The 13626-nt window shown below is 54.5% G+C and carries 13 protein-coding genes; 10 read left to right on the top strand and 3 right to left on the bottom strand.

What is annotated here, in order from left to right; all coding sequences use genetic code 11:
* The first annotated feature begins 184 nt into the window (after window positions 1-184).
* The 6 genes from BJQ97_RS14850 to BJQ97_RS17465 all read left to right on the top strand — a co-directional run bounded on the left by BJQ97_RS14850 (window position 185) and on the right by BJQ97_RS17465 (window position 5776).
* Entirely contained in the window at window positions 185-2014 is a 1830-nt protein-coding gene (locus BJQ97_RS14850) for a pyruvate kinase (RefSeq protein WP_236567284.1), read from the top strand.
* A gap of 268 nt (window positions 2015-2282) precedes the next feature.
* Window positions 2283-2846, top strand: coding sequence for a biotin transporter BioY (locus tag BJQ97_RS14845; RefSeq protein ID WP_160157154.1), 564 nt, complete (start codon window positions 2283-2285; stop codon window positions 2844-2846).
* Between the two features lie 2 nt (window positions 2847-2848).
* Window positions 2849-3565, top strand: a complete 717-nt coding sequence (gene bioD / locus BJQ97_RS14840) for a dethiobiotin synthase (protein ID WP_160157153.1) — start codon at window positions 2849-2851, stop codon at window positions 3563-3565.
* Window positions 3555-4934 (top strand): adenosylmethionine--8-amino-7-oxononanoate transaminase, encoded by a 1380-nt coding sequence (gene bioA, locus BJQ97_RS14835; RefSeq protein WP_160157152.1) that lies wholly within the window; start codon window positions 3555-3557, stop codon window positions 4932-4934. Before bioD ends, bioA begins: the two co-directional genes overlap by 11 nt.
* Window positions 4935-5338: 404 nt before the next feature.
* On the top strand, window positions 5339-5533 hold the full coding sequence (locus BJQ97_RS14830; RefSeq protein WP_160157151.1) for a hypothetical protein: 195 nt from the start codon (window positions 5339-5341) through the stop codon (window positions 5531-5533).
* Window positions 5534-5629: 96 nt separating this feature from the next.
* Window positions 5630-5776: a hypothetical protein gene (locus BJQ97_RS17465; protein ID WP_236567405.1), complete on the top strand. Its 147-nt coding sequence runs from the start codon at window positions 5630-5632 to the stop codon at window positions 5774-5776.
* Window positions 5777-5994: 218 nt separating this feature from the next.
* Here BJQ97_RS17465 and BJQ97_RS14825 read toward each other — a convergent pair whose 3' ends face one another.
* Complete coding sequence (locus BJQ97_RS14825) at window positions 5995-6330, bottom strand: spore coat protein (protein WP_160157150.1); 336 nt, start codon at window positions 6328-6330, stop codon at window positions 5995-5997.
* 15 nt (window positions 6331-6345) lie between these two features.
* Window positions 6346-6603, bottom strand: coding sequence for a hypothetical protein (locus BJQ97_RS14820; protein WP_160157149.1), 258 nt, complete (start codon window positions 6601-6603; stop codon window positions 6346-6348).
* A gap of 165 nt (window positions 6604-6768) precedes the next feature.
* Between BJQ97_RS14820 and BJQ97_RS14815 the strand changes: the two genes are divergently transcribed.
* Window positions 6769-7686 (top strand): proline dehydrogenase family protein, encoded by a 918-nt coding sequence (locus BJQ97_RS14815; protein ID WP_160157148.1) that lies wholly within the window; start codon window positions 6769-6771, stop codon window positions 7684-7686.
* Window positions 7687-7761: 75 nt separating this feature from the next.
* Here the strand turns inward: BJQ97_RS14815 and BJQ97_RS14810 are convergent, their stop codons facing one another.
* Window positions 7762-7911: a YuzL family protein gene (locus tag BJQ97_RS14810; protein WP_011232479.1), complete on the bottom strand. Its 150-nt coding sequence runs from the start codon at window positions 7909-7911 to the stop codon at window positions 7762-7764.
* A gap of 188 nt (window positions 7912-8099) precedes the next feature.
* Between BJQ97_RS14810 and BJQ97_RS14805 the strand changes: the two genes are divergently transcribed.
* The 3 genes from BJQ97_RS14805 to BJQ97_RS14795 all read left to right on the top strand — a co-directional run bounded on the left by BJQ97_RS14805 (window position 8100) and on the right by BJQ97_RS14795 (window position 13611).
* On the top strand, window positions 8100-10487 hold the full coding sequence (locus tag BJQ97_RS14805) for a 3-hydroxyacyl-CoA dehydrogenase/enoyl-CoA hydratase family protein (RefSeq protein ID WP_160157147.1): 2388 nt from the start codon (window positions 8100-8102) through the stop codon (window positions 10485-10487).
* Window positions 10488-10514: 27 nt separating this feature from the next.
* Window positions 10515-11687: an acetyl-CoA C-acetyltransferase gene (locus BJQ97_RS14800; protein ID WP_066228084.1), complete on the top strand. Its 1173-nt coding sequence runs from the start codon at window positions 10515-10517 to the stop codon at window positions 11685-11687.
* Window positions 11688-11826: 139 nt separating this feature from the next.
* A complete protein-coding gene (locus BJQ97_RS14795) occupies window positions 11827-13611 on the top strand; it encodes an acyl-CoA dehydrogenase family protein (RefSeq protein ID WP_160157146.1) in 1785 nt (594 codons plus the stop codon).
* Window positions 13612-13626: the final 15 nt, after the last annotated feature.

Below are 13626 nucleotides of genomic sequence, written 5' to 3'. Positions count from 1 at the left end.
AAGCATTCGTTGCTTTGCCAATGCGGAATGAAAATTGTCGTGCAAAAATAATACAGCGAGAAGCGGCTTCCTGTTTCTGTCGCATTCAACCGGCGAATGGCGCCGGTTTTTTTGTCTTCTCATTTACGAAAGCGGCGAATATATAAAAGTAAAACCGCATTTTTCACAAGGGTTGGTGCCGCTGATGCACGACAAACGAGATTTGGGCGCCCGCTTGGCCGCTTTTTACCGCGGGATGGCGGAGTGGGTGGAACAAAAGCAGAAGCATTTTCCTCTTCCATCCCATGAAGAGAGCCGGGATCAGTTGCTTGCCTGCTTATATATGAGAGAGCATATGCCGTCGGATTTGCTTGAAGCGATGGAAGACGCCGGGTGGCGGCTCGAGGGGCAAGAGGATCATCTCATCGATGCGATCGAACAAATTTTGGCATATTTGCGCACGCCGATTGATGGTGGATGCGGGCTTCGAAAGATGACAAGAAAGGAAGCGAAACAGTTGCTTCATAAACGGGCCGATGCGGTGTTTGGAAGCCCAAGTTCTGTTCGGCCGACACGCATCATGGTGACGATGGACGAGGCATGGGTGGATGAGCCAGGGCTGATCGAGTTGCTGCTTCTTTATGGCATGGACATTGCCCGCATCAACTGCGCCTACGGTTCTCCGGAAACGTGGGAGGCGCTCGTTTCCATCATTCGTCAAGCCGAGAAGCAGTTGGAGTTGCAGCTGCGAGGGAGGCGATGCCGTATTTACATGGATCTGCCGGGTCCAAAAATCCGGGTTGCCCGCTTGGCGGTCGATGCGGGGCCAATGAAGCTCTCAGTGAAGAAAAATCAATATGGAGAACCAATGGAGCCGCTCATCGGCGTCATTTCTTTCTCTTCTCCTCCGCCGTCTCCGTTCCCCCGCGATGTTTCATTCTTGTGGCAGTTGACGGCTGAGGACGGAGCGGCCGTTCGAGAAGGGGATGAACTGCTGTTTACCGATGTGCGCGGAAAAAAACGAAAACTGCGGGTCATTGAACAAATTGCGCCGTCTTGTTTTAAAGTTCTTCTTTCGCGGACGGCCTATGTGCAAAAAGGGATGAAACTGGGGCGCGGGTCGGATTCTTTCACCCTTTCTTCTGTTTTGTTCATTCCAATGAAAGCGTTCGTCACCGTCGGTACGCCGCTGTATATTTATTTCGATGACGCTGCGTTTGCAGCGGCGCAGAATGGCTGCGGTGTGAAAATAACGACGACGTTGGCGAAGGCGTGGCGCAATGTGAAGGCAGGAGATCGCCTCTACTTGAACGATGGGCAAATTGTCGCGCGGGTCGTGAAAGTGCACGAGCGGCATGTAGAGGCCAAAGTCGTTGCCGATGGAGGAAAGCGGAAAGCGATTAAGCAAGGAACGGGCATTCATCTTCCCGATTCATTCCCTCATTTGACGGTTCCACCGCTCACGAACCGGGACCTTGAATGGATTCCGTTCATCGCAAAATGGGCGGACATCGTCGGGCTGTCGTTTGTTCAGACCCCTTATGATCTCCGAAAACTTTATCATTTGCTTGCCGAACAAGGGGCTGGTTCTCTCCCGGTGATCGCGAAAATCGAAACGCGGACGGCGCTTCATAACTTCGTTCGCATTTTGCTTGAGGGATTGAAGTTTCCGGCGTTTGGTGTGATGATTGCGCGCGGCGATTTGGCCTTGGAGATCGGGTTTGAACATCTCGCGGCCGCGCAGAACGACGTTTTGGCGCTATGCCGGGCGGCCCACATCCCGGTTATTTGGGCGACGCAAGTGCTTGAACAAATGACAAAAAAGGGAATTCCGTCGCGAGCGGAAATCTCGGACGTTTCGCTTGGAAGGAAGGCGCAGTGCATCATGTTGAACAAGGGAAGGCATATTGCGGAGGCGGTGCGTTTGTTGTCTTTTTTGTTGGAAAAACAAGAGGGGCAAAGCGGATTACCGGTGATGCCGAAAACGGACGGCGAACGGATGGACCCGTTCCGCTTGTGGGAGGATGAAGGTTGAGCGTTGGCTGTTGCTTGCGCCGTAGTTTGCTTGGTGAACTGAACGAACAAAGAGGCTGACTCAAAATCGCCATCCCCACCAAATGAAATACAACATATTGTGAGTGGATCAATCTTTCGTAACTATAAATGGTGACAAGGAAGGGTGTCCTAATCCTTTCGGGACACCCTCATCATTTTTTTAAATGTAAACCTTTATAAAAAATAAGGTTGACAAATAAAAGGCGCATTAGGCAAAATAGAAACAAATATTGGGGAGGAGGGGAAACGTGCGCATCCGTTCCTTTATTTGGGCTGCACTGTTTGCGGCGTTGACGGCTGTTGGCGGGTGGATCAAAATTCCGGTGCCGTATGTGCCGTTTACACTGCAAATCGCTGCGGTTTACTTGGCTGGCTGTCTGCTTGGTCCGAGAGTAGGAGCGCTCAGCCAGATGCTTTACGTGTTGATTGGGTTGGCGGGCGCGCCCGTGTTTGCGGAAGGCGGCGGGCTCGGTTATATTTGGAAACCGACGTTTGGCTACTTGCTTGGCTTCATCGCCGGGGCGTATACGTGCGGCTCGCTTGTGCACCGCTTTCAATGGACAAGAGCGCAGGACATATGGAAAGCGAATGCAGTGGCATTGTTGGTCGTGTATGCGTTTGGCTGCGCGTGGCTGTATATCGCGATGAAATGGATCGCAGAGACTCCGCTTTCCATCGGCCAAACGCTATGGTTTGGCTTTCTTCTTCCGATGCCGGGAGATCTCGTGCTTTGCGTCGTTTGTTCTGTCATCGCGGCGCGCGTATGGCCGCGCATCCAGCCGATCATAATGGCTCGAGGGATGGGGGGATAAGAATGGGAACCGCCATTTTCATGACGGGAACAGGAACAGAAATCGGCAAAACGGTCGTCACTTCCATCGCGGCGTTGGCGCTGGAGCGGCTTGGGATGAAGGTCAGCGTGTTTAAACCGGTTCAGACTGGACTGGCCGAAGACGGGATGTCGTTTGCCGAACAATATTGGTATGAACGAGTGGCGAAGCTTTCCGCATCAGAAGGCATGTACTATATGGAACCGGCGATGTCGCCGCATTTGGCGGCCAAGTTGACCGGCGCGTCCATCGAACCAGAGAGGATTGCTGAACGATTGGAATGGCTGAAGCGACGCTATGATGTCGTGCTCGTCGAAGGAGCGGGAGGGTTGGCCGTTCCGTGGTGCGAGCGCGACGGACGATTCTATATGACGAGCGATTTTGTCCGTGACTATGAGCTGCCGGCGGTTCTCGTGTCGCTCTCGGGCCTTGGCGCGATTCACCATGCGGTGACGACGGCGGCGTATGCGGACGCCAAAGGCATTCGCCTGTTGGGCCTTGTGTTTAATCAGTTTCAAGAGCAAGAGGTCATCCACCAAAACAATGTCGAAACGATCGTGGCCTTGCTTCGGCTGCCGGTGCTCGGGGTCGTGCCGCTCCTTCCTGCAGTCTCAAGGCGGGAACTGGAAACCCTAGCTGAGCATTGGATCGAACAAGGAAAGGCGAATCAATGGCTGGAGGTGCTTGGCGTTGGCGTATAGCTATGAGCAATTGGAACAGTGGGACAAGCAATACGTATGGCATCCATTCACGCAAATGAAGCAGTATGCCAAAGAACGCCCCTTGATCATTGAACGCGGGCAAGGAAGCTATTTGTACGATGTTGACGGCAACCGGTATTTAGACGGCTATGCGTCGCTGTGGGTCAATGTCCACGGGCATAACGATCCGGAGTTGAATGCGGCGCTTCGCGAGCAATTAGAGAAAATCGCCCACTCGACGCTGCTCGGCTCGGCGAATGTGCCGTCGATTTTGCTCGCCAAAACGCTCGTTGACTATTGGCCGGGAATGTCGAAAGTGTTTTATTCCGATACCGGGGCGGCGGCGGTGGAAATTGCCCTCAAGATCGCCTATCAGTATTGGAAAAACATCGATCCGGTTAAATACGCGAAGAAGAACAAGTTTGTCTCGTTGAAGGAAGCGTACCACGGGGATACGGTCGGGGCGGTGAGCGTCGGGGGGATGGATGTGTTCCACCGCATTTTTGCGCCGCTTTTGTTTGAGCGGATCGAAGTGCCGTCGCCGTACGTGTACCGCATGGACGAATATGGAAGTGAGCAGGAGATCGTCGGCTATTGTTTGCGCGAGCTTGAACGGGTGCTTGAGGAGCAGCACGACTCCATCGCCGGTGTGATCGTGGAACCGCTTGTGCAAGGAGCGGCGGGGATCATTGTCCATCCGCGTGGGTTTTTAAAAGGAGTGGAGACGCTTTGCCGCCGTTACGGGGTGCTCTTCATTTGCGACGAGGTCGCCGTCGGCTTTGGCCGCACCGGCACGATGTTCGCCTGCGAGCAGGAAGAGGTGAAGCCGGATCTTGTCTGTCTTGGGAAAGGGATCACGGGAGGATATTTGCCGCTCGCGGCCACACTGGTCACGGAAGAGATTTATGCCGCATTTCTCGGCGATGTGGACGAAGACAAAACATTTTATCACGGCCATACGTACACGGGGAATCAGCTCACTTGTTCCGTCGCGCTGAAAAACATTGAGCTCATCGAAAAACGCGGCCTGATTGACAGCGTAAAGCGGAAGGCGCGCCGACTGGCCGAATGGCTTGAGCGGTTGTATGAAATTCCAATTGTTGGCGACATCCGGCAAAAAGGCTTGATGTGCGGCGTTGAAATCGTGAAAGACCGAAAAACGAAAGAGGTGTTCCCACGCGCGGCCATGGTGGAGCACCGGATCATCCTCGAGGCGCGCCGGAGAGGGCTTGTCATCCGTCCGCTCGGCCCGGTGTTGACGTTCATTCCGGTTCTTTCCATGAGCGAAGACGAAATGACTGAAGCGGTGCGCATTTTGTTCGATTCGATCATCTGTTTGTATGAACAGGTGCGCATAGAGCTTGTGTGAACGCGGGCGGCGGACAGCCGCCTGTTTTCGTGTTCGGCAGATTGATCAAATCTCTAGAAGACTGAGGATGTAGCGGAGAAGACTGTCCGCTCTAACTGTTTCCCTATTGAAAAAATTTTCCCATACCAGTTTCTTCTCTGGGCAAATTTCATCCAATTGCATGCGGGCCCTGTTTTTCACCGCTCTTCCAGATGGAGGGGTTTGGTCAGATCATGTGAAGCTGAGCATTTCCCCCAAATGAATGAATCCCCTTCCAGATGAAGAGGTTTGGTCAGACCAGCCCTCCTTTCCAATCAGGCGCCGCCGGTTTCAAGAGGTTTTTCCATGCTCCTTGGGTGCTGGCCTAAGCAGCAGGCGTTTTACATCATACAGTGGGAATAAACAGGCGGAAGGGGGGAAGCAAGATGAGTCATCTCCAAATGGCGGATGAGCGCATTTGGCGGCCATGGGGCTGGTGGTTTTGGCGTCCGCACCCATTTTTCTTCGGCGCTCCGTTTTTTGTTGCTCCATTTTTCGGCGGCTTTTTAGGCGGTTTGCTCGGAAGCGCATTGGTCCCGCCGTTTCTCTATCCGTGGTGGTACGGCCCGATTTGGTGGTGAGAAAACGGGCAAGGGGTGGGCGGACGGCCCACCCTCTTTTCTTGTTGTTGCATATGAATAAAGTGTAGCATTCTAGCTTTGGGGAAAGGAGAAGGAATGATGCTATTTCCAGGATTGTTGTTTGGCGCCCCATTTGTCGGCGGTTTCTTGGGTGGACTGCTCGGCGGCGCGTTGGCTCCGCGTCCGTTTTACCCGTACCCGCCGTATCCGCCGTACCCGCCGTATCCAGGCTGGTGGTATTAATCCTCTATCCATGAAAGAATAAGCATCCCTGTGGAACAAGAAGGGATGCTTATTCCATGATTCCGGTGTCGAGGATGCGGACGCCCGCCGCAATCTCTGACGTTTGTAGCATGCTCCATACCGATTCGGATGGCGCCGCCATCCCCTCCTTCCTCTTCTCAACTGCTCATTCGGAAGAGGATGTCCGGGTGGAGCGAGGACATCCTCATCGAACGGGATCATTGCATCACGTTGCCTCGATAGGGAAGTTGACTGGTATATCCTTGGAACTGCTGGTACGTTTGCTGAAGTTTTTGCGGATCGGCGGCTTCAAGCTTGTACCATCCTTTTTTGAACATCAAATTGTACAAGTCGCGCTGACAGTTTTGCGTTTCGGTGAAAATATTCATCATATCTTGATATAACGGTTGGTTGCTCGCTTCATGCAAAAAGACGCTGTATGACAACGTCATGTATTTTTCCGTCGCCAGCATGTCGTTGAGAAAATCACGCTCGTTCATTTGCGGCGTTTTCGGCACTTGCGTCTCTGGATTTTGCACTTGTTTCGTGTTCATGCGGCGTTCCTCCTTTCACATCACCGGCGGCTGCGGCGGGGCTTGCAAATGGCGCAAAATCATTTCGTAATGGTGCTGATGCATCTGCCCGGCGCGCTCGATCGCTTGCGCCACTTCAGGGTCTCGGCATTGCGCGGCGAAAAAGTGCGCTTTTTTCGCCGCGAGCAAGTTCCATGACATCATGTCGGAAAAATACATGGCGTCTTTCGTGGACACCATTTGCGGCGGCTCGGGCATCGCCGCCTGCGGGTTCATTTGCGGTTGCTGTTGCATCGCTGTTCGCTCCTTTCGTTGGTTGTTCGCTTGTAGATTGTCCAACGAGTGGAAAATTATACATAAATAAAAAATAAAACGTCAGGAAAAAACATATTCAATAGAACGGAAACATGGTACAATAAGGGATGGTGAATGCGTTTCCATACAAGGAGGCTTGCAACAGTGGAGCAGTTGATGCGCGATTTTTTTCTGTTCTTATCGAAAAATAAAACGTTGACGAAATGGGCGAAACGATACGGCCTCCGCTTCGGCGCGTCGAGGTTTGTCGCCGGCGAAACGATCGAGGAAGCGGTGCGCGTCATCCGCCAGCTCAACGAAAAAGGGTTGGCGGTCACGGTCGACTATTTGGGCGAGTTTGTCGACAATGAGCAGGAAGCGAATGAGATGGCGCGCCATTGCTTGGAGGCGATTGAGGCGATCAGTCGGGAGAAGTTGAACTCGCAGCTGTCGCTGAAAATGACATCGATGGGGCTTGACATTTCCGATGACCTTGTCATGCGCAACATGCGCCGCATTTTGGATGCGGCAAAACAGCGCGGCGTGTTTGTGACGATCGATATGGAAGACTATTCGCGCTGCCAAAAAACGCTTGACATTTTTAAAACGTTGAAAAAAGAATACGACAACGTCGGCACGGTGCTGCAGGCGTATTTGTACCGGACTGAGCAGGACATTGAAGACTTAAAGCCGTACCGCCCGAACTTGCGGCTCGTCAAAGGAGCGTACAAAGAGCCGCCTGAAGTGGCGTTTCCGGATAAAAAAGATGTCGATGAGAACTTTAAGAAGATCATCAAAATGCATTTGCTAAATGGCAACTATACAGCTGTAGCGACGCATGACGACGCCATCATCGAATATACGAAGCAGCTCGTCAAAGAATACAACATTCCCAACAGCCAGTTTGAGTTCCAAATGCTGTACGGCATCCGCCCGGAGCGCCAAGTGCAGCTGGCGCGCGAAGGATATACGATGCGCGTGTACGTTCCGTACGGCACGGACTGGTACGGCTACTTTATGCGCCGGCTCGCCGAACGTCCGGCCAACGTGGCGTTTGTTTTAAAAGGCATCATCCGCAAGTAGGGGGCGCAAAACAGAGGAAAACGCCGGCGCCGATCTCGGATGTGCACAACGGCAAGGGGACTGACGCCATGGGCGTCAGTCCCCTTGCATGTTGTGCTTTTTGTATTGCTGGTTTTGGCTCGTCCGCTTGCCGCCGCCGTCGGCTTCGACCGTCGGGCCGGCGTTTCCTTTCACGCTCGCGGCGCTGACGCCGCGTTCAGACGGATTTTTTTTCAACCGGGCCATCGGTGGCTCACCTCCTGAACGTTAGTATGGGCAAAACTTCGGAGCGCAATGTCGGGAAAAATGTGCGGCAAATATGTTGCGAAAATTACTAACATACTATATATTTAGTTATAGAGAGCGGTTTCAACGATATTTTTTTCATCAAAAAATGAATGACCATTCATTCAATGGTGTGAGGGGGAACCGAAATGGCAAAACGCATTCGGCGCGCCGCGGTGCTTGGCTCCGGCGTCATGGGTTCTGGCATTGCCGCCCATTTGGCGAACGTCGGCATTCCGACGCTTCTGTTGGATATCGTGCCGCGGGAATTGACAAAAGAGGAAGAAGCAAAAGGTTGGACGCTCGAACATCAACAAGTGCGCAACCGCCTCGCCAACCAGGCGATCGAAAGGCTGCTCAAGCAAAAACCGGCGCCGCTCATGTCCAAAGACAACATCGCCTTGATTGAAACGGGCAACTTCGAGGATGACTTCCACCGGCTGGCGGAAGTCGATTGGATCATTGAAGCGGTCGTGGAAAAGCTGGAAGTGAAAAAAGAGGTTTTCGCCCGCGTTGACGAGGTGCGGACGCCGGGGACGATCGTCAGCTCGAACACATCCGGCATTTCGATCGCCGCGATGGCGGAGGGGCGTTCCGACGATTTCAAAAAACACTTTTTAGGCACGCATTTCTTCAATCCGCCGCGCTATTTGAAACTGCTTGAGATCATCCCGACGGAGCATACGGATCCGGAAGTCGTCGCCTACATGAAAACATTCGGCGAAGATGTTCTCGGCAAAGGCGTCGTCATGGCGAAAGATACGCCGAATTTCATCGCCAACCGGATCGGCACGTACGGCTTGCTTGTCACCGTCCGCGAGATGATGCAAGGCGGCTACAGCGTCGGCGAGGTCGATTCGGTGACGGGGCCGCTCATCGGCCGGCCGAAAAGCGCGACGTTCCGCACGCTTGACGTCGTCGGGCTCGATACGTTCGTGCATGTCGCCAACAACGTGTATGAAAACGTCGAAGGGGAAGAAAAAGAGGCGTTCCGCGTGCCGGAGTTTATGAACACGATGCTTGAAAACGGCTGGCTCGGCAGCAAATCCGGACAAGGCTTTTTTGTCAAGCAAGGAAAAGACATTCTCGAGCTGAACTACGTCACGATGCAATACGAGCCGCGCAAAAAGCTTGTCACCCCGGCGGTGGAGATGGCGAAGCAGGCGAAAGGAGCGGCCGCCAAGCTGCAAACGCTCGTGTATGCCGATGGCGACCGCGCGGGAACGCTCCTTTGGAACATCATCGCACCGACATTGCTGTACACCGCCCGTCTTGTCGGAGAGATCGCCGACGACATCGTGGCGATCGATCGGGCGATGAAGTGGGGGTTCGGCTGGGAACAAGGCCCGTTTGAACTGTGGGATGCGATCGGCCTTGAGAAGTCGGTGCGCAAAATGCAGGCGGAAGGGCGCGACATCCCATCGTGGATCACGGACATGCTCGCCGACGGAGCCACATCATTCTATAAAACGGAAAACGGCCGGCTGTTCTATTATGCGCCGGGCGGGTATAAAACAGTAGAAGAAAACGAAAAAGTCATCCACATCCGCCGGCTGAAAGAAGCGCGCGGCGTCATCAAGAAAAACGCCGGAGCGAGCCTCGTTGACCTCGGTGATGACGTGGCGCTTCTCGAGTTCCATTCGCCGAACAACGCGATTGGCGCTGATATTGTCCAAATGATCAACGAGTCGCTTGAGGAAGTCAACCGCAACTACAAAGGGCTTGTCATCGGCAACCAAGGGAAAAACTTCTGCGTCGGCGCCAACCTTGCCATGATGCTCATGGAGGCGCAAGACGAAAACTTTTTTGAATTGGAACTTGCCGTTCGCCAGTTCCAGCAAGCGCTTCTCAAAATGAAATACAATCCGAAGCCGGTCGTCGTGGCGCCGTTTGCCATGACGTTGGGCGGCGGGGCGGAAGTGAGCCTGGCGGCTTCGCGCATCCAGGCGGCGGCCGAGACGTACATCGGGCTCGTCGAAGTCGGCGTCGGCTTGATTCCGGGCGGCGGCGGCAACAAGGAGCTGTACATCAAACGGTTGAACAGCCTGCCGCGCGGGGTCGACGTCGACTACGTCAAAATCGCGGCCAGTGTATTTGAAACGATCGCCATGGCGAAAGTGTCGACGTCAGCGGCGGAAGCGCGCGAGCTTGGCTTTTTGAATCACCGCGACGGCATCACGATGAACAGCGACCATCTGCTGTATGAAGCGAAACAGGCGGTGCTCTCGATGTATGAGGAAGGGTACCGGCCGCCGGTTCGGAAAAAAGTGCCGGTCGCCGGCGAAAGCGGCTATGCCGCCATGCTGCTTGGGGCGCAGTCGATGTTCCATTCCGGCTACATCAGCGAGCACGATTTGAAAATTGCGAAAAAGCTGGCGTATGTTCTAGCCGGCGGCAAGGTGCCATACGGAACGGAAGTCGACGAGCAATATTTGCTCGATCTCGAGCGCGAGGCGTTTTTGAGCCTAATTGGCGAGCCGAAGACGCAAGCGCGCATGCAGCATATGCTTGTGAAAGGAAAACCGCTCCGCAACTAAAGCGGGGGAGATCAAGGGGGGATTGGCGTGAGAGAAGCGGTTATTGTCGCAGGTGCGCGCACACCGGTCGGAAAGGCGAAAAAAGGGACGCTCGCCCATGTGCGGCCGGACGATTTAGGGGCGCTCGTCGTGAAAGAAACGATCAAGCGCGCGGGGAACTATGAAGGAAACATTGACGATCTCATTATTGGGTGCGCCATGCCGGAGGCGGAGCAAGGATTGAACATCGCCCGCAACATCGGCGCGCTCGCCGGGCTGCCGTATACCGTGCCGGCGATCACGATCAACCGGTATTGCTCGTCCGGCTTGCAGGCGATTGCTTATGCAGCGGAACGGGTGATGCTCGGCCATTCCGACACGGTCATCGCCGGCGGGGTTGAATCGATGAGCATGGTGCCGATGATGGGGCATGTCGTCCGCCCGAACGCCCGCTTGGCGGAAGAAGCGCCGGAATACTACATGTCGATGGGGCACACGGCCGAGCAAGTGGCGAAAAAATACGGCGTCAGCCGCGAAGACCAAGACGCGTTCGCCGTGCGCAGCCATCAGCGCGCCGCCAAGGCGATTGCCGAAGGAAAGTTCGATGAAGAAATCGTGCCGGTTGAAGTGACGGTGCGCAAAGTGGAAGGAAGCAAACTCGTCGAAGAGAAAATCGTCTTTGCTAAAGACGAAGGCGTACGCCCAGATACGAACATGGAGACGCTCGCGAAACTGCGCCCGGCGTTTGCGGTGAACGGCACGGTCACCGCCGGCAACGCGTCGCAAATGAGCGACGGGGCGGCGGCGGTCATGGTGATGGATCGCGAAAAAGCGGAGTCGCTCGGCTTGAAGCCCCTCGGCAAGTTCCGGTCGTTCGCGGTCGCCGGCGTGCCGCCGGAAGTGATGGGAATCGGCCCGGTGGCGGCGGTGCCGAAAGCGTTGAAGCTGGCCGGTCTTGAGCTGTCCGACATCGGCTTGATCGAGCTGAACGAAGCGTTCGCCTCGCAATCAATCCAAGTCATCCGCGAACTCGGGTTGGATGAGGACATTGTCAATGTGAACGGCGGCGCGATTGCTCTGGGCCACCCGCTCGGCTGCACGGGCGCGAAACTGACCTTGTCTTTGCTTTACGAAATGCGGCGCCGCAACGTGCAGTTCGGCATCGTCACGATGTGCATCGGCGGCGGCATGGGCGCAGCCGGCGTGTTTGAACTGTTGTAGCGGCAGCCGAAAGCGAGCGGGCTCCACATCAGCTCGCGCGAGGCATGCCTCCGCATTTGCCCGGTTGCATGGAACGCCTATTTCCCGGGCGGCAACGCCGCCCGGATCATCAATCTGAATTTCGAGGGAGGAAACAACGATGGCGAAAACAATCGAAGAAGCGATCAAAGGCGGCAGCTTTTTGATCGAAGACATTTCGGCCGAGCGCGTGTTTACGCCGGAAGATTTCACCGACGAACATCTCATGATCGCCAAAACGACGGACGAGTATGTCAACAATGAGGTGCTCCCGCAGCTCGAGCATCTCGAAAACCATGAGTTTGACCGCTCTGTGAAGCTGCTCCGCAAAGCGGGCGAGCTCGGCTTGTTGAGCGCCGACATTCCAGAAGAATACGGCGGATTGGGCTTGGATAAAGTGAGCTCGGCCATCATCGCGGAACATATGGCTCCGGCCGGTGGCTTTGCGATTTCGCACGGGGCGCACGTCGGGATTGGCTCGCTGCCGATCGTCCTGTTTGGCACGGAAGAGCAAAAACAAAAATATTTGCCGTATTTGGCGACCGGCGAAAAAATCGCTGCCTACGCCTTGACGGAGCCGGGGTCGGGTTCGGACGCACTCGGCGCGAAAACGACGGCGAAACTGAACGCGGAAGGCACGCATTACATTTTAAATGGTGAAAAACAATGGATCACCAACTCTGGATTCGCTGATGTGTTTGTCGTCTATGCGAAAGTCGACGGCCAGCATTTCACGGCGTTCATCGTTGAGCGCGATTTCCCAGGCGTGTCGACCGGTCCTGAAGAAAAGAAAATGGGAATCAAAAGCTCGTCGACGCGGACGCTCATTTTGCAAGACGTGCCGGTGCCGAAAGAAAACGTGCTCGGCGAAATCGGAAAAGGCCATGTCATCGCCTTCAACATTTTGAACATCGGCCGCTATAAGCTTGGGTTAGGGGCGGTCGGCGGCGCGAAACGGGCGTTGGAGATCACGCTCAAATACGCCAATCAGCGCCAACAATTCAAACGGCCGATTTCGCAGTTTACATTGACGCAGGAAAAATTCGCGACGATGGCATCACGCCTGTATGCCGCCGAAAGCTCGGTTTACCGCACAGTCGGCTTGTTCGATGAGCGGATGGGACTCTTGGATGCGGAAAAGGCGAAAGACGGAAAAGAAGTGGCGAAATCGATCGCCGAATACGCCATCGAATGTTCGCTCAACAAGTTTTTCGCGACGGAAGTGCTCGATTACATCGTGGATGAAGGCGTGCAAATCCACGGCGGGTACGGCTTTATGCAGGAATACGAAATTGAGCGCGCTTACCGCGATTCGCGCATCAACCGCATTTTCGAGGGGACGAATGAAATCAACCGCCTTCTCGTGCCGGGCATGTATTTGAAAAAAGCGTTAAAAGGCGAGCTGCCGCTCTTCCAAAAAGCGCAGCAGCTTCAGGAAGAACTGATGATGATGACGGCCGAGGAACCGGGTTCGGGCGTGCTCGAACAAGAAAAATATCTCGTGCGCAACGCGAAAAAAATCGCCTTGATGGTCGCTGGCTTAGCGGCGCAAAAATACGGCCAGCGCATTGAAGAAGAGCAAGAAGTGCTTGTGAACATCGCCGACATCGTCTCGAACATTTACGCGATGGAATCAGCGCTCTTGCGCACGGAAAAAGCGATCAACGCGAGCGGGGAAGAGAAAAACAAACAAAAACTTCTTTATACGCAAATTTTCTGCCAAGAGGCGTTCAATGAAATTGAAGCCCATGCGAAAGAAACGCTCGTCGCCGTCGAACAAGGCGACACGCTGCGAATGATGCTCGCCGCGCTCCGCCGGCTGACGCGCCATACGCCGATCAATGTGATCGCGAAAAAACGCGAAGCGGCCGCCGCGCTCATTGAAGCAGAACGGTATATTGTGTGATAATAGGAAGTACCA

Source organism: Geobacillus sp. TFV-3 (assembly GCF_009901865.1).
GTDB lineage: Bacteria > Bacillota > Bacilli > Bacillales > Anoxybacillaceae > Geobacillus > Geobacillus thermoleovorans_A.
This window is presented reverse-complemented; position numbering and strand designations above follow the sequence as displayed.